12 protein-coding genes are annotated in these 15,771 nt (G+C 63.8%); 7 read left to right on the forward strand and 5 right to left on the reverse strand.

From position 1 onward, the window contains the following. From ACIPZG_RS18230 to ACIPZG_RS18240, 3 genes are all read left to right on the forward strand, one after another. Window positions 1–1,725, forward strand: coding sequence for a putative 2-aminoethylphosphonate ABC transporter permease subunit (locus ACIPZG_RS18230; protein WP_400715890.1), 1,725 nt, complete (start codon window positions 1–3; stop codon window positions 1,723–1,725). Window positions 1,726–1,755: 30 nt separating this feature from the next. Then, window positions 1,756–2,781 (forward strand): putative 2-aminoethylphosphonate ABC transporter substrate-binding protein, encoded by a 1,026-nt coding sequence (locus ACIPZG_RS18235; protein WP_400715892.1) that lies wholly within the window; start codon window positions 1,756–1,758, stop codon window positions 2,779–2,781. A 139-nt stretch (window positions 2,782–2,920) separates the two neighbouring features. Further along, window positions 2,921–3,469, forward strand: coding sequence for a phosphonate degradation HD-domain oxygenase (locus tag ACIPZG_RS18240; RefSeq protein ID WP_400715894.1), 549 nt, complete (start codon window positions 2,921–2,923; stop codon window positions 3,467–3,469). A 108-nt stretch (window positions 3,470–3,577) separates the two neighbouring features. Here ACIPZG_RS18240 and ACIPZG_RS18245 read toward each other — a convergent pair whose 3' ends face one another. Both ACIPZG_RS18245 and ACIPZG_RS18250 read right to left on the reverse strand, forming a co-directional pair. Next, entirely contained in the window at window positions 3,578–4,942 is a 1,365-nt protein-coding gene (locus ACIPZG_RS18245) for a GTPase/DUF3482 domain-containing protein (RefSeq protein ID WP_400715896.1), read from the reverse strand. Next, a complete protein-coding gene (locus ACIPZG_RS18250) occupies window positions 4,935–6,326 on the reverse strand; it encodes a DUF2868 domain-containing protein (protein ID WP_400715898.1) in 1,392 nt (463 codons plus the stop codon). Before ACIPZG_RS18250 ends, ACIPZG_RS18245 begins: the two co-directional genes overlap by 8 nt. Window positions 6,327–6,380: 54 nt before the next feature. Here ACIPZG_RS18250 and ACIPZG_RS18255 point away from each other — a divergent pair, with 54 nt between their 5' ends. Beyond that, on the forward strand, window positions 6,381–6,896 hold the full coding sequence (locus ACIPZG_RS18255; protein ID WP_400715900.1) for a dihydrofolate reductase: 516 nt from the start codon (window positions 6,381–6,383) through the stop codon (window positions 6,894–6,896). Window positions 6,897–7,010: 114 nt separating this feature from the next. Here the strand turns inward: ACIPZG_RS18255 and ACIPZG_RS18260 are convergent, their stop codons facing one another. Then, window positions 7,011–8,402, reverse strand: a complete 1,392-nt coding sequence (locus ACIPZG_RS18260; RefSeq protein WP_400715902.1) for an L-cystine transporter — start codon at window positions 8,400–8,402, stop codon at window positions 7,011–7,013. A gap of 241 nt (window positions 8,403–8,643) precedes the next feature. Between ACIPZG_RS18260 and ACIPZG_RS18265 the strand changes: the two genes are divergently transcribed. Further along, a complete protein-coding gene (locus ACIPZG_RS18265; RefSeq protein ID WP_400715904.1) occupies window positions 8,644–9,699 on the forward strand; it encodes a haloacid dehalogenase-like hydrolase in 1,056 nt (351 codons plus the stop codon). Window positions 9,700–9,875: 176 nt separating this feature from the next. Here ACIPZG_RS18265 and ilvD read toward each other — a convergent pair whose 3' ends face one another. Further along, window positions 9,876–11,717 carry a dihydroxy-acid dehydratase gene (gene ilvD / locus ACIPZG_RS18270; RefSeq protein ID WP_008095814.1) on the reverse strand — a complete coding sequence of 614 codons (1,842 nt, stop codon included), beginning with the start codon at window positions 11,715–11,717 and terminating at the stop codon, window positions 9,876–9,878. A 320-nt stretch (window positions 11,718–12,037) separates the two neighbouring features. On the opposite strand from ilvD, the gene ACIPZG_RS18275 reads away from it, so the two are divergent. Both ACIPZG_RS18275 and mgtE read left to right on the forward strand, forming a co-directional pair. Continuing rightward, entirely contained in the window at window positions 12,038–13,114 is a 1,077-nt protein-coding gene (locus ACIPZG_RS18275) for a phosphatidylinositol-specific phospholipase C (protein ID WP_400715906.1), read from the forward strand. Between the two features lie 245 nt (window positions 13,115–13,359). Next, window positions 13,360–14,415 (forward strand): magnesium transporter, encoded by a 1,056-nt coding sequence (gene mgtE / locus ACIPZG_RS18280; protein ID WP_400715908.1) that lies wholly within the window; start codon window positions 13,360–13,362, stop codon window positions 14,413–14,415. A gap of 49 nt (window positions 14,416–14,464) precedes the next feature. Here mgtE and ACIPZG_RS18285 read toward each other — a convergent pair whose 3' ends face one another. Further along, the gene (locus tag ACIPZG_RS18285) at window positions 14,465–15,661 is read right to left on the reverse strand and encodes a class I SAM-dependent rRNA methyltransferase (protein WP_400715910.1); all 1,197 of its coding nucleotides are present in this window, start codon (window positions 15,659–15,661) and stop codon (window positions 14,465–14,467) included. Window positions 15,662–15,771 lie beyond the last annotated feature (110 nt).

The raw sequence follows: 15,771 nt of genomic DNA on the forward strand, positions 1-15,771 counted from the left end.
ATGGCCGCGCCAATGTCCCTGCCGCTCTCCGAGGCCAAGCGCGCATCGCGCAGTGATGTCGCCCTGGGTGATCGCCTGTTCGTCGTCGGTGGCAAGAGCCTGCTGCTGTTCCTGCTTCTTTTGGCGGTGCTGATGCCGCTGCTGGCGATCTTCTGGCGCGGATTCAGTGGTGAGGCCGGCCAGGGTGGTGGCCTGCTCGCGGCCCGTGAGCTGTTCGCCAGCGACAACTTCCACTGGCTGCTCGGCAACAGCCTCAGCGTGGCCTTCAGCGTCGCTGCCATCGTGGTGCCGTTGGCCTACCTGTTCGCCTATGCCCTGCAGCGCACGCTGATCCCGGGCAAGGGCCTGTGGCGGGGCATCTCGCTGCTGCCGTTGCTGGCGCCGTCGATGCTGCCGGCCATCGCTCTGGTCTACCTGTTCGGCAACCAGGGCCTGCTGCGCGGGCTGCTGCACGACAACATCTACGGCTTCTGGGGCATTGTCCTGGGCGAGGCCATCTACACCTTCCCCCATGCGCTGATGATCCTGCTCTCGGCCCTGTCGCTGGCCGATGGGCGGCTGTTCGATGCGGCCTCAAGCATGGGCGCCGGGCCTTGGCGAGCGTTTCGCAGCATTACCTGGCCGGCCACGCGCCAGGCCGTGTTCGCCGCGTTCTGCCTGGTGTTCACCCTGACCATCACCGACTTCGGCGTGCCAGTCGTGGTCGGAGGCGACTATCAGGTATTGGCACTGGAAGCGTACAAGGCGGTGGTGGGGCAGCAGCAGTTCGGCCGTGGTGCGTTGATCGGCATGGTACTGCTGGTGCCTGCGCTGCTGAGCTTTGCCGTCGATGCCTGGTTGCGCCGGCGCCAGGGCGATGCCATGAGCGGCCGTGCCCAGGTGTTCGAGCCCAAGTCGTCGCGAGGCCGCGATGCCTGCTTCCTGGCCATCGTGCTGCTGGTGTGCGCGGCGCTGCTGACGGTGATCGGCATGGCGGTGTACTCGTCGCTGGTCACCTTCTGGCCCTACAACCTGACCTTGTCGTTCAAGCACTACATGTTCGAAGACACGGCGGGCGGCGGCTGGCTGGCCTACCGCAACAGCGTGACCATGGCCATCGCCACCGCGCTGATCGGCAGCCTGGTGATCTTCACGGGTGCCTACCTGATGGAGAAGACCCAAGGCCAGCGCCTGCTCAACCAGGCACTGCGTCTGCTCAGCTTCATCCCCATGGCGGTGCCAGGGCTGGTGCTGGGCCTGGGCTATGTCTTCTTCTTCAACCTCACCGGCAACCCGCTGCATGTGTTCTACGGCAGCATGGCGCTGCTGGTGGTGTGCACCATCGCCCATTACCTGACCACCGCGCAGATGACCGCGACCACCGCGCTGCGCCAGCTCGATGGCGAGTTCGAGGCGGCTGCGCTATCGCTCAAGGCGCCGCTGTACAAGCACTTCGTGCGGGTCACCGTGCCCATCTGCCTGCCGGCGCTGCTGGACATCATCCGCTACCTGTTCGTCTCGGCGATGACCACCGTCTCGGCGGCCATCTTCCTGTACAGCCCCGACACAATCCTCGCCGCTGTCGCCGTGCTGAACATGGACGATGCCGGCAACGTTGGCGGCGCTGCAGCCATGTCCACCCTGATCCTGCTGACCAGCGCCGCCGCCTCCTTGCTGCTGGCCGCCGCTTCACGCGGCCTGTTGCGCCGCTCCCAGGCCTGGCGCCAGCGCGCTGCCGGCCATTGACCGACTGCCCACACTGATAGGAAACGCATCATGTTCAAGCCCCTTGCACTTGCCGCTGCCGTATCCGCCGTTTTCAGCCTGCAGGCCTCGGCCGCCGGCACCCAGCTGACCGTGTACACCGCCCTGGAAGCCGAGCAGCTCAAGAGCTACAAGCAGGCGTTCGAAAAGGCCAACCCTGATATCGAGATCAAATGGGTGCGGGATTCCACCGGCATCATCACCGCCAAGCTGCTGGCCGAAAAAGAGCGCCCGCAGGCCGATGCGGTCTGGGGCCTGGCCGCTTCCAGCCTGGCCATCCTCGACCAGAACGGCATGCTCGAAGCCTATGCACCGAAGGACTTGGGCAAGATTTCCGCCAACTACCGTGACGCTGCCAACCCGCCTGCCTGGGTCGGCATGGACGTGTGGGCCGCGACTATCTGCTTCAACACCATCGAGGCCGAGAAGCAGGGCCTGAGCAAGCCGGTGAGCTGGCAGGACCTGACCAAGCCGGAGTACAAGGGCAAGATCGTCATGCCCAACCCGGCCTCGTCCGGCACCGGTTTCCTCGATGTGAGCGCCTGGTTGCAGACCTTTGGCGAACCCCAGGGCTGGGCTTACATGGACGCCCTGCACCAGAACATCGGGCAGTACGTCCATTCGGGTTCCAAGCCCTGCAAGCTGGCGGCGGCCGGCGAGTTCCCGATCGGTATTTCGTTCGAGTACCCGGCGGTGCAGCTCAAGCGCCAGGGTGCGCCGCTGGAGATCGTTTTGCCGAAGGAAGGCCTGGGCTGGGAGATCGAGGCCACTGCCGTGATCAAGGGCTCGCCGAACGCCGAGGCGGCCAAGCGCCTGGCCGACTTCTCGGCAAGCCCCGCAGCCATGGAGTTGTACAAAGAGAACTTCGCCGTACTCGCAGCACCCGGCATCGCCAAGCCGCAGACGGAGTTGCCGGCTGACTACGAGCAGCGCCTGATCAAGAACGACTTTGCCTGGGCTTCGAAAAATCGTGACGAGATTCTGACCGAGTGGCGTAAGCGCTATGACGGCAAGTCGGAGAAAGTGGCGCAGCAGTAAGCGCTGCGAGGCCTGTCAGTATCGTCGGCAAGCCGGCTCCCACAGGAACAGCGTTGGCCTACGCTATCCCAGTGGGAGCCGGCTTGCCGGCGATAGGGACTGACAGGCACCTTAAATTTCACCTGAGGAAATCCAATCGATGCTCACCCCCGACCAGGTCATCGACAACACCTTCGCCCTCTATGAACGCCACGGCAGCGACGACTACATCGGCGAAGCCATCACCCAGCTCGAACATATGTCCCAGGCCGCGCAACTGGCCATGGAAGAAGGCTTCGACGATGAAGTGGTGCTGGCCGCGTTCTTCCACGATATCGGCCACCTGTGTGGCGGCGAGGGGGACATGGGCGGTTATGGCGTGGTCAGCCATGAACGCATCGGTGCCCAATACCTGCGTCGCTGTGGGTTCAGCGAGCGCATGGCGCTGCTGGTGCAGTATCACGTGGAGGCCAAGCGTTACCTGACGTTGCGTCAGCCGGGGTATTACGCACGGCTGAGCGAGGCCAGCCGGCGGACCCTGGAGTATCAGGGCGGGGTGATGACGGAGGCCGAGGCGGATGCGTTCGAACAGGGGCCGCTGTTCAAGGTGAGTTTGCGGATGCGCGAGTGGGATGAGCAGGCCAAGGAGGTGGGCGTGCCGGTGATCGATCTGGCGGTGCTGAAGGGCAAGGCGTTGGCTCTGCTCTGAGTTGTTGGGTGTCTGTGCTGGCCTCATCGCGGCTGAAGCCGCTCCTACAAGAGTTGCGCAGACCCTGTAGGAGCGGCTTTAGCCGCGATGAGGCCGGCACAGCCAACTTCAAATCTGCAGAACCAGCGCCTCCAATTGCTCCTGCCGCTCCGCCTGATTCACCCGCGCCCCGGGGTTGAGGGTCGACCACTGCGGGTGCGCCCGGGCCTTGCTCAAGGCCTCGGGCAGCTTGCCCTCGCGCCAGGCCTTCTCATCCAGTGGCCCCAGGCGAATGCTGTCTTGTGCCGCATGCCCACGATTTTCCAGCGCCACCATCAACTGCTGCTGGCGCAAGGCGAGCAGGCGCAGCACGTTGTCGTCCACGGTCAACTCGCGCTGGCCCTTGAGCTTGCCCATCAACCTCGAACCATAGTTGCGCGCGGTTTGCAGCGCCCCACCGGCGATGGCGCCGGCCAGTGCGGCGGCACCGAGGGTCAGGCCACCGACCAGCAGGTCGACACCCGCGCCAGCCGCCGCCCCGGCTGCCACCCCGCTGCCCAGGCGCACGCCCAGCAGCTTCAGGGTTTCGGGGTTGAACAAGTCATCGCCCCAGCGCCCGTCCAGCAGTGGCAGGTCGCCAGCATTGGCATCCTCGCGGCGGAACGCATAGAGCTTGAGCAACGCCTCGACACAGCGTTGCTCGCGTTGACGTACTTCCTGGCGCAGCCCCTCGATGGCCTTGGCTTCGGCAGCCGGCTCGGCCGTGACGCTGCGCCGGCAGGCGGCGCAGTCGAGCAGCAGTTCGGCGATCAGGCGCTTGCCGCTGCGCTGGCGTGCCAGGCGTTGCGCTTGCTGGTCGTCGATCAGCCGTTGCAGCGCCGGGCGAGCCTCTTCCAGCAGCAGGGCGAGGCTTTCATACAGGCGGCGTTCGCCATCTTCCGGCGGCGCCACGCTGTCGAAGCGCACCAGCGCATGCAGGCCAAGGCGTGCCAGGGCTTCGCGCCACTGCGGCTCGCGGTGCTGGCTGCTGGCGACGAAGTTGAGCACCGGCAGCAGCGGCTTGCCGCAACTGGCCAACACTTCCAGCTCGTCACGGTACTTGGCCAGCACCGGCTCGCGCGCGTCGATCACGTACAGCCCGGCATTGCTCGCCAGCAGCTGGCGCAGCACCTTGGCCTCCTGCTCGAAACGCTGGCGCGCTTCGCTGCCTTGCAGAAAGCGTTCGAGGCGGGCCGGACCATCCAGGCGCTCACCCGGTCGTTCCAGACGCTCCAGGTAGTCGAGCAGGGCAATGGCGTCTTCCAGCCCGGGTGTGTCGTAGAGCTCCAGCAGCGGCTCGCCGTCCACCGACAGGCGTGCGCCCTCCACGTGGCGCGTGGTGCTGGGCCGATGGGACACCTCGCCGAAGCCCACGTCGCGGGTCAGGGTGCGCAGCAGCGAGGTCTTGCCGACGTTGGTGTGGCCGACCACGGCCAGTTTCAGCGGCTCAGTCATGGCCATGCTCCAGCCAGGTCAGCGGCGAGGTGTCGGCATGGGGCAGGCCAAGGCGGTCCAACGCCTCGTGCCAGTCTCCCAGGCGTTCGGCATCCAGGGCCTCGCCCGGTGCTGGCTGGAGCAACCAGATGCGGGTGGCGCCAGCGTTGCGTGCCAGCTCCGCGAGCAACGCCAGGCTGCCGCGGTCGGGCGAGCGGCGGGGGTCGCAGGCGATCGCCAGGCGCGCGGGGGGGAAGCGGCTGAGTTGTTCGAGCAGTTTGTTGCGCGACTCGCGGCTGTCGAGCACGCCGGCGTTGGTCACTGAATGGGGCAAGGCGGGTGGCCAGGGATGTTGCTCGTCCAGTTCCAGGCCCACCAGCAAGGCACCACTGTTGTCGGTGTCCATTTGGCCGGCCTGGAATTGCGGCAATGCCTCGGGCGCGGCGTCCTGCACGCCAATGCGTTCACTGCGCGGCATCAAGGATTCGCGCAGTTGCGCGTAGCCCGGCAGGCTCAGGTCCAGGGTCAGGCGCTGGCGGCCCTGGCGCCAACGCCACAGGCACAGGCCGAACAGAAGCAGGCGAGGCAGCAGGCCATAGACCACGACCACGCCGAGCAGCCAGCTGGCCCACGCCTGGCGGGCGAGGTCCAGCGCCGGCAAGGTGTCGCCGCTGGCGCGGATCATCGCCTCGTCGGGTACGGCGAAACCGAGCAGCGAGGGCAGGGCACCAAGGGCCCGGGTCAGTTGAATGAAGGGCTCGGCGGCGAGCAGGGTGGTTTCCCAGACGAAGCCATAGCGCCGGGTGGCGAGCAAGGCCAGTAGCAGCACCAGCGCGCTGAGCATCGCCAGCAGCCACAGGCCGTGTACCAGCGCACCCAGCAGCCAGCGATTCAAGCGCTGGCGTTGCAGCAGCACCAGTAGCGCTGGCGCCAGGTGCGCAGCCTTGGCGTCGCGGGCGAAGCGTTCGCTCAGCCATAACCACAGGCGACCCAGGCTGGCGCCCTGTTCGCTGCTCATGGCCAGCCCAGCGACCCAGCCGAGCAGCATCAACAGGTTCACCCCGAGCAGGCTGCCCAGGGCCCAGAACACGTTGACCGGGCGTTGCCCGTCACCCAGAGCGGCAAAGGCCAGGCCGGCGCCGCTGAGTACGGCCATTACCATCAGCGCCAGCAGCGCCAGGCGTGCGCCTTGCTTCCAGTGGCGCAAGGCGCTGCTGATGCCGTCACGTTCGGCGAGGAACAATGCGCGGGCTTCGATACGCGCCGCCAGGTCGCCGCCCAGCTGGCGGGCGCGGCGGTTGGCTTCCTGGTCCTCCAGGAGGCCGGCGTGTTCCTCGCGCAGGCGCACCGCTTCGGTGAGCCAGCGTTTGTCCAGGGGAGTCAGTGCAGTCACAAGGTCTTCCATTGCACGGTTCAGGGCAGAAGCATAACCCACACGCCGGGTGCTATCCTCGCGGGCATGAATACATCACTTCCTCTGAGCCTGATCGCGGCGCATGCCGAGAACCGCGTGATCGGCATCGACAACTCCATGCCCTGGCACTTGCCGGGGGATTTCAAGTACTTCAAGGCCACGACCCTGGGCAAGCCGATCATCATGGGTCGCAAGACCTGGGATTCGCTGGGCCGGCCACTGCCGGGGCGGTTGAATATCGTGGTCAGCCGCCAACCGGGGCTGCAACTGGCGGGTGCCGAGGTGTTCGCTTCGCTGGAGACGGCGCTGGTGCGTGCCGAGCAGTGGGCGCGGGAGCAGGGCGTTGACGAGTTGATGCTGATTGGTGGTGCGCAGCTGTATGCACAGGCGCTGAAGAAGGGCTTGGTCAGCCGCATGTACCTGACGCGCGTGGAACTGGCGCCGGAAGGGGATGCCTGGTTCCCTGAGTTCGATCAGGGGCAGTGGCGGCGGGTTTCGAGCGAGGCGCAGGTCGAGGTGGACAAGCCTGCCTATCACTTCGAGGTGTGGGACAAGGTTTGAGGGAGCGGGGGCTGCTTTGCAGCCCTTTCGCGACACAAGGCCGCTCCTACAGGGGCTGGGTATTGTAGGAGCGGCCTTGTGTCGCGAAAAGGGCGCGCAGCGCCCTCGGCGATTTCAGCTATGGCTCAACTCGGCATGCTCGTCACCGGCCAGCACATCCTTGTCGGTCTCTTTCAACAGCTGGCTAGTCACCACACCCGCCGTCATCGACCCATTCACGTTCAACGCCGTGCGCCCCATGTCGATCAGCGGCTCCACCGAAATCAGCAGCGCCACCAGTTCAACCGGCAAGCCCATGGCCGGCAGCACGATCAGCGCAGCGAAGGTGGCCCCGCCACCTACACCCGCGACACCGGCCGAACTCAAGGTGACGATCGCCACCAGGGTCGCGATCCACAGCGGGTCGAAGGTATCGATACCCACCGCCGGCGCCACCATCACCGCCAACATGGCCGGGTACAGGCCGGCACAGCCGTTCTGGCCGATGGTCGCACCGAACGAAGCACTGAAGCTGGCGATCGATTGCGGCACACCCAGCCGGCGTGTCTGCGCCTCGATGTTCAGCGGGATGCTGGCTGCGCTGGAGCGGCTGGTGAAGGCGAAGGTCAGCACCGGCCAGACCTTGCGGAAGAAGCGCAGCGGGCTGACGCCGGTGACGGCGAGGATGATGCCGTGCACCACGAACATCAGGCCCAGGCCGATGTACGACACCACTACGAAGCTGCCCAGTTTGAGGATGTCGTCCAGGTTGGAGCTGGCCACCACTTTGGTCATCAGCGCCAGCACACCGTAGGGGGTGAGTTTCATCACCAGGCGTACCAGGCGCATCACCCAGGCTTGCAGGGTGTCGATGGCCGACAGCGCCCGCCCGCCTTTGTCGGCGTCGTCCTTGATCAGTTGCAGCGCGGCGAGGCCAACGAACACGGCGAAGATCACCACGCTGATGATCGAGGTCGGCTTGGCCCGTGCCAGGTCGCCCACCGGGTTGCTGGGGACGAACGACAGCAGCAACTGCGGGATGTTGAGGTCGGCGACCTTGCCGGCATAGTCACTGTGGATGGCCTGCAGGCGTGCGCTCTCCTGTACGCCGGCCACCAGCCCTTCGGCGCTCAGGCCGAACAGGTTGGTCAAGGCCACGCCGATCAGCGCGGCGATGGCGGTGGTCAGCAGCAGCGTGCCGATGCTCAGCACGCTGATGCGGCCCAGCGACGAGGCGTTGTGCAGGCGGGCCACGGCGCTGAGGATCGAGGCGAAGATCAGCGGCATGACGATCATCTGCAGCAGGCCGACGTAGCCATTGCCGACCAGATCGAGCCAAGCGATGGTGGCTTTCAGTACCGGATGGCCAGCACCGTAGATCGTGTGCAGCACCAGGCCGAACACCACGCCCAGCACCAGGCCGAGCAAGACCTTCTTGGCCAGGCTCCAGTCGGTACGGCGGGTTTGCGCCAGGCCCAGCAGCAAGGCCAGGAACGCCAGCAGGTTGAGAGACAACGGCAGGTTCATTGAAGCTCCAGGAAAAAGCAGAAGAGGCATCGCCTCTGTGAGCGATTGCGAACGGAAATGCTAACAGCCTGAAAACAAACGAATTTATACCCAAAAGTAATTTGCTTAGTCGCTAATGGAATAACGGTTTGTCGCAAATAGCAATAAACACGGCGTTTACGGCTGCACAAAGGTCGTTATGAGGGGCGCCGGGCAGGCATTCCTGGACTAGTTTTCCGGGATTATTTCAGGAGATCCGCACATGAAGTTCGCTCCGAAAGCCTTGGCCATCGGTTTGTCCCTGTTGTTCAGCGTCGAAACCTTCGCCACCGAGCTCAAGCACTGGCCGGCGGAAGCGGCCAGACAGCTCGATGCCATGATTGCCGCCAATGCCAACAAAGGTAACTACGCGGTATTCGACATGGACAACACCAGCTACCGTTTTGACCTCGAAGAAGCGCTACTGCCGTTCATGGAGAACAAGGGGCTGCTGACCCGTGACAAGCTCGACCCCTCGCTCAAGCTGATGCCGTTCAAGGACACCGCTACGCACAAGGAAAGCCTGTTCAGCTACTACTATCGCCTGTGCGAAGTCGACGACATGGTCTGCTACCCGTGGGTGGCCCAGGTGTTCTCCGGCTTCACCCTCAAGGAACTGAAGGCCCAGGTCGATGAGCTGATGGCCTCGGGCAAGCCGGTCCCAAGCACTTATTTCGAGGGCGATCAGGTCAAGACCATCGAGGTACAGCCGCCCAAGGTCTTCACCGGCCAGGCCGAGCTGTACAACAAGCTGATGGAGAACGGCATCGAGGTCTACGTGATCTCGGCGGCCTCGGAGGAGCTGGTGCGGATGGTCGCCTCGGACCCCAAGTACGGCTACAACGTGAAACCCGAGAATGTGATTGGCGTCAGCCTGCTGCTCAAGGACCGTGCCAGCGGCCAACTGACCACGGCGCGCAAGCAGATCACCGAGGGTAAATACGATGCCAAGGCCAACGACGGCCTGGAACTGACGCCCTACCTGTGGACACCCGCGACCTGGATGGCCGGCAAGCAAGCGGCGATCCTCACCTATATCGATGAATGGAAGAAACCGGTGTTGGTCGGTGGAGATACGCCGACCAGTGATGGCTACATGCAGTTCCATGGGGTGGATGTGGACAAGGGCGGCATCCATCTGTGGATAAATCGCAAGGCCAAGTACATGGACCAGCTGAACGGGATGATCGCCAAGCAGGCGGCGGCGCAGGCCAAGGAGGGGTTGCCGGTGACGGCGGACAAGAACTGGGTGATCGTGACGCCGGAGCAGATTCAGTAGCTTTCCAGGGTGTCTGTAATGGCCCTATCGCCGGCAAGCCGGCTCCCACAAGGACACCACAGTGCTTGAGAGCTGCGCTGTCCCCTGTGGGAGCCGGCTTGCCGGCGATAGGGCCGGTACAGGCATAAAAAAACCGGCGCTCAGGGCGCCGGTTCTTGTTTCACACCGTCAAGGCCTCACAGCCCTTCCAGCATCGCCTTGTTACGCACAGCACCCTTGTCGGCACTGGTCGCCAGCAACGCGTAAGCCTTCAGCGCAGTAGTGACCTTGCGCGGGCGCACTTCGACCGGCTTCCAGCCCTTCTTGTCCTGCTCCACACGGCGCGCAGCCAGCTCTTCATCGCTGACCTGCAGGTTGATCGAACGGTTAGGGATGTCGATCAGCACCTTGTCGCCGTCGCGCACCAGGCCGATGGCGCCGCCAGCGGCGGCTTCCGGCGAGGCGTGGCCGATCGACAGGCCCGAGGTACCGCCCGAGAAGCGACCGTCGGTGAGCAGGGCGCAGGCTTTACCCAGGCCCTTGGATTTCAGGTACGAAGTCGGGTAGAGCATCTCTTGCATGCCCGGGCCGCCTTTCGGGCCTTCGTAACGGATGATGACGATATCGCCGGCCTTCACTTCATCGGCGAGGATGCCGCGCACGGCGCTGTCCTGGCTTTCGAAGATCTTCGCGTTGCCTTCGAACACGTGGATCGACTCGTCGACACCGGCGGTCTTCACCACGCAACCGTCGAGGGCGATGTTGCCGTACAGCACAGCCAGGCCGCCTTCTTGCGAGTAGGCGTGCTCGAAACTACGGATGCAGCCGTTCTCGCGGTCGTCGTCGAGGGTTTCCCAACGGGTCGACTGGCTGAACGCGGTCTGGGTCGGGATACCGGCCGGGCCGGCCTTGAAGAAGGTGTGCACCGCTTCGTCATCGGTCTGGGTGATGTCCCACTTGGCGATGGCTTCTTCCATGCTGCGGCTGTGCACGGTCGGCAGGTCGGTGTGCAGCAGGCCACCACGGGCCAGCGAGCCGAGGATGCTGAAGATGCCACCGGCGCGGTGGACGTCCTCCATGTGGTACTTCTGGATGTTCGGCGCCACCTTGCACAGCTGCGGTACCTTGCGCGACAGGCGATCGATGTCGCGCAGGTCGAAGTCGACCTCGCCTTCCTGGGCGGCGGCCAGCAGGTGCAGGATGGTGTTGGTCGAACCGCCCATGGCGATGTCGAGCATCATGGCGTTCTCGAACGCCTTGAAGTTGGCGATGCTGCGCGGCAGCACCGACTCATCGTTGTCGCCGTAGTAGCGCTTGCACAGCTCGACGATGGTGCGGCCAGCGGTGAGGAACAACTGCTCGCGGTCGGCGTGGGTCGCCAGGGTCGAACCGTTGCCCGGCAGGGCCAGGCCCAGGGCTTCGGTCAGGCAGTTCATCGAGTTGGCGGTGAACATGCCGGAGCAGGAACCGCAGGTCGGGCAGGCGCTGCGCTCGTACTCGGCAACCTTCTCGTCGGAGGCCGTGGAGTCGGCGGCGATGACCATGGCGTCGACCAGGTCCAGGCCGTGGCTGGCAAGCTTGGTCTTGCCGGCTTCCATCGGGCCGCCGGAAACGAAGATCACCGGGATGTTCAGGCGCAGGGCGGCCATCAGCATGCCGGGGGTGATCTTGTCGCAGTTGGAGATGCAGACGATGGCGTCGGCGCAGTGGGCGTTGACCATGTACTCGACGGCGTCGGCGATGATCTCGCGGCTCGGCAGGGAATAGAGCATGCCGTCATGGCCCATGGCGATGCCGTCGTCGACCGCGATGGTGTTGAATTCCTTGGCCACGCCACCGGCGCGTTCGATCTCGCGGGCAACCAGTTGGCCCAGGTCCTTCAGGTGCACATGACCTGGGACGAACTGGGTGAACGAGTTGGCGATGGCGATGATCGGTTTCTTGAAATCTTCGTCCTTCATCCCGGTTGCGCGCCACAGGGCACGGGCGCCGGCCATGTTGCGGCCGTGGGTGGAGGTCTTGGAACGATAATCAGGCATGAAGCGCTCCTGGCGGCTGAATCAGGTCACAAAAAGGGAAGTGAGCTTCTCTTGTCCTTTGCACCGCAGGCCGGTTGCCACTGGCACGGATGGGGGCCCAAGACACTACGGGATCGCCGCATGCTTGGCCAGAGCTCATAAACCCGCCGGGGGATGACTGGCGATGAATAGGCCGATTCTACACCGCTGGCGCCGCGAGGGAATGAATAAGCGCGTGGAACCCGAGGTGCGGTCGTCCGGTTTCGCTATCTATTTAGCGCCCTGTGCAGAGCCCGGCCCTTAGGGTAGCGAAGGTCAATCGCCCTTCGGAGAATCTCATCATGCGAGCCTTCTGCACACTTCTCGGCCTTGGCGGTCTGCTGTTGTGCCTCACCGTCCAGGCCCATCCTCACTTGGATGATGCCTACTCCCACGATGCCAATGATCCCTTTACCCACAAGAAAGACTGGATGGCGTCGATCCGTGACGACGTGCAACTGAGTGAACTGGCGATGCCGGGCACCCACGACTCGGCAACGTTCGACAAACACTTGTTCCCAATCGTCGACGACATCGTCGTCACGCAGTCACTCAACTTCGATGAACAGCTCAACTATGGCATCAGGGTGTTCGATCTGCGCTTGAGGCGAACCGGCGATGCCCTGGCCCTGCATCATGGCCCGGTCTACCTCGACAAGATGTTTGGCTCAGCCTTGCGCTCGATCGAACGTTTTCTTCAGGCCAACCCCAGTGAAACAGTGCTGTTCCGGGTCAGGGAGGAACACCAGGCGGACAGCAATGTAACCGCCAGTCTGGTGGACGTATTCGACCGCTACATGAAGCAGTTTTCCAGCGTCCACCTCAAGGCGCCGCGTAGCAACGTCACGCTTGGCGAGGCGCGAGGGAAGTTCGTGGTGCTTTCCAACGTTTCCAACCTCAATCCCTATGGGCTCAGATACGACAATTTCGATATTCAGGATGCCTATGCCCTGGCCAACAACTGGGATCTGCACGAGAAGTACATCAAGGTCATGCACCAGCTGTACCGGGCGGCAGCGGGGGATCCGAACAGGTTCTACGTCAATTATCTGTCTGGTAGTGGGGGCGCTTTTCCCTACTTCGTCGCCAGTGGGCATGTGTCGCCTGCCACGGATGCCCCCAGGCTCTCTACCGGGCTGGTTTCCGTAGGTGACGTGGCCTGGTACACGAGCTTCCCGCGAACGACCTGCGTGCTCGGGCTATGCACCATTTCCTTCGAAGGAACCAACGTTCTGACACGGGATGACCTGAAGGGTCTCAATGCATGGGGAACGAGCAAAAGAACCGTCGGCATTATCATTGCGGACTTCCCGGGAGAGTCGCTGATTACCAACATCATCGCCAACAACCATCACGTTTTGCATGATTTAGGGAAATGATTTGTAGGAGGGGTCTGAAAAGCCTTTGCCTGCCGCTTTCCCAGCTGTCGCCACTTGCAACCTTGCCTATTATCCCCGCGCCGCATGTGCGGCTTGACGAGAAACACCCTTAATGGACCTTCCCAGTTTTCGGTTCGACATGAACCCGCAATCTGGCACTGAGCGCGCCGCCGCCAGGGCTGCCGAGGGCTTGAGTCCATGTGACTGAGGTCTGTGGGCGCCTGCGTCGGCGCCTGGAGAACCTCATGCAACACACTTCCGAATTCCGTGATACTCCGCTTACCCCGCGCCAGGCTGCCCAGGCCCGGCGCGATGATTTTCTGCACCCGGAAGGCTACGGCGAAGGCACGGCTGGCAGCTTGATGACCAGTGAGTACTCAAGCCTCGACGCCGGCCTTACCGCCAGCCAGGCCATCGACATGCTGCGCCGGGAAGCGGCGGATGCCGAAACCATCTACCAGTCCTACGTGCTCGACGGGCAGCGCAACCTGCTGGGGACGCTGTCGTTGCGCGAGCTGATCCTGGCGGCGCCGGATGAGCCCATCGAGCGCATCATGGTGCGCAATGTCATCTGCGTCTGTTCCAGTACTCGCCAGGAAGAGGTCGCGCGCAAGATCCGTGAGCATGACCTGCTGGCCGTGCCTGTATTGGACGAAGTCGGACGCCTGGTGGGCATCGTCACCTGCGACGAAGCGCTCGACGTGGTGGTGGATGAAGCCACCGAGGATTTCCACAAGGGCGCCTCGATCACCAATCATGTCGGCAACCTGCGTGATGCCACGGTCAGCCTGCTGTACCGCAAGCGCGTGCTGTGGCTGGTGCTGCTGGTGTTCGGCAACCTGTTCTCGGGGGCGGGCATTGCGGCGTTCGAAGAGACCATTGCCGCGCATATCGTGCTGGTGTTCTTCCTGCCGTTGCTGGTGGACAGCGGTGGCAATGCCGGGGCGCAGTCGGCAACCTTGATGGTGCGCGGCCTGGCGACGGGCGAAGTGGTCATGCGTGACTGGTTGCGCATGCTGGGGAGAGAGTGCGGGGTCGCGTTGGCGCTCGGTGGCACCATGGCACTGGCAGTGGCATCGCTCGGGGCATTGCGAGGCGGGCCGGAGATTGCCCTGATCGTTGCCAGCAGCATGCTGGTGATCGTGTTGCTGGGCAGCCTGATCGGCATGAGCCTGCCCTTCATGTTCACCAAGCTCAAGCTTGACCCAGCGACTGCCAGTGGGCCGCTGGTCACCTCCATCGCCGATGCGGCGGGGGTGCTGGTGTACTTCGGGATCGCTTCGTACGTGCTGGATATCTGAGAAATGAAAATGGGGCCGCAATGCGGCCCCATTTCTATGCGTTTGCCAATCAGCTGTTAGGCAGCAGGCGGCAGGTAATGCTCTTGATGTAGCGGGTTTCGGCGATTGCCGGGTGCACCGGGTGGTCTGGGCCCTGGCCGCCGCGCTCGAGCAGTTGCAGGTTGCGGTCCAGGTGACGAGCGCTGGTCAGCAGGATGTTGTTCAGGTCGTCTTCAGGCAGGTGCATCGAGCACGAGGCGCTGACCAGGATGCCGTCCTTGTTCAACATGCGCATGGCCTGCTCGTTGAGGCGGCGGTAGGCCGCTTCGCCGTTTTTCAGGTCTTTCTTGCGCTTGATGAAGGCGGGTGGGTCGGCAATGATCACGTCGAAACGCTCTTCGGCAGCTTTCAGCTCGCGCAGGGCCTCGAACACGTCACCTTCGATGCAGGTTACTTTTTCGCTGATGCCATTGAGTGCGGCGTTACGCTCGACGCCATCCAGGGCAAAGCCCGAGGCATCGACACAGAACACTTCGCTGGCGCCGAATGCGCCTGCCTGCACACCCCAGCCACCGATGTAGCTGAACAGGTCGAGCACACGCTTGCCTTTGACATAGGGTGCCAGGCGCGCGCGGTTCATGCGGTGGTCGTAGAACCAGCCGGTTTTCTGACCTTCGCGGACCGGCGCTTCGAACTTCACGCCGTTCTCTTCCAGCGCCACCCAGTCGGGTACTTCGCCGTAAACGGTTTCGACGTAGCGCTGCAGGCCTTCGGCATCACGGGCCGCAGAATCGTTCTTGAACAGGATGCCGCTTGGCTTGATCACCTGAACCAGGGCGGCGATCACGTCATCCTTGTGCTGTTCCATGGTGGCCGAGGCCAGCTGTACCACGAGGATATCGAAGAAGCGGTCGACCACCAGGCCTGGCAGCAGGTCGGAGTCGCCGTAGACCAGGCGGTAGCACGGCTGGTCGAACAGGCGCTGGCGCAGGGACAGGGCGACGTTGAGGCGGTGCACCAGCAGCGACTTGTCCAGCGGCAGCTTGATGTCACGCGACAGCAGGCGGGCGCAGATCAGGTTGTTCGGGCTCAGCGCCACGATGCCCAACGGCTTGCCATTGGCTGCCTCGAGGATCGCCTGCTGGCCGGCCTGCAGGCCTTGCAGCGGGGTCGCGCTGACGTCGACTTCGTTGCTGTAGACCCACAGGTGGCCGGCGCGCAGGCGGCGGTCGGCATTGGCTTTGAGGCGAAGGCTGGGCAGGGACATGACGTCGCTCCGGGAAAAAAGAGCGGGAGTATAACTGGTTGGCCCTGGGATCGGTGCAGGGCACGACAAAGTGCTGGCCTCATCGCCGGCAAGCCGGCTCCTACAGGGCC

The sequence above is a fragment of the Pseudomonas sp. NPDC089395 genome (assembly GCF_044749525.1).
In the GTDB taxonomy this organism is placed as follows: Bacteria; Pseudomonadota; Gammaproteobacteria; order Pseudomonadales; family Pseudomonadaceae; genus Aquipseudomonas.

Coding starts and splice junctions, on each gene's coding strand:
- ACIPZG_RS18260 (WP_400715902.1), bottom strand. CDS start 8,402: ATGAACCTGCCGTTGTCTCTCAACCTGCTGGCGTTCCTGGCCTTGCTG.
- ACIPZG_RS18245 (WP_400715896.1), bottom strand. CDS start 4,942: ATGACTGAGCCGCTGAAACTGGCCGTGGTCGGCCACACCAACGTCGGC.
- ACIPZG_RS18255 (WP_400715900.1), top strand. CDS start 6,381: ATGAATACATCACTTCCTCTGAGCCTGATCGCGGCGCATGCCGAGAAC.
- ACIPZG_RS18265 (WP_400715904.1), top strand. CDS start 8,644: ATGAAGTTCGCTCCGAAAGCCTTGGCCATCGGTTTGTCCCTGTTGTTC.
- mgtE (WP_400715908.1), top strand. CDS start 13,360: ATGCAACACACTTCCGAATTCCGTGATACTCCGCTTACCCCGCGCCAG.
- ACIPZG_RS18240 (WP_400715894.1), top strand. CDS start 2,921: ATGCTCACCCCCGACCAGGTCATCGACAACACCTTCGCCCTCTATGAA.
- ACIPZG_RS18230 (WP_400715890.1), top strand. CDS start 1: ATGGCCGCGCCAATGTCCCTGCCGCTCTCCGAGGCCAAGCGCGCATCG.
- ACIPZG_RS18285 (WP_400715910.1), bottom strand. CDS start 15,661: ATGTCCCTGCCCAGCCTTCGCCTCAAAGCCAATGCCGACCGCCGCCTG.
- ACIPZG_RS18235 (WP_400715892.1), top strand. CDS start 1,756: ATGTTCAAGCCCCTTGCACTTGCCGCTGCCGTATCCGCCGTTTTCAGC.
- ACIPZG_RS18250 (WP_400715898.1), bottom strand. CDS start 6,326: ATGGAAGACCTTGTGACTGCACTGACTCCCCTGGACAAACGCTGGCTC.
- ACIPZG_RS18275 (WP_400715906.1), top strand. CDS start 12,038: ATGCGAGCCTTCTGCACACTTCTCGGCCTTGGCGGTCTGCTGTTGTGC.
- ilvD (WP_008095814.1), bottom strand. CDS start 11,717: ATGCCTGATTATCGTTCCAAGACCTCCACCCACGGCCGCAACATGGCC.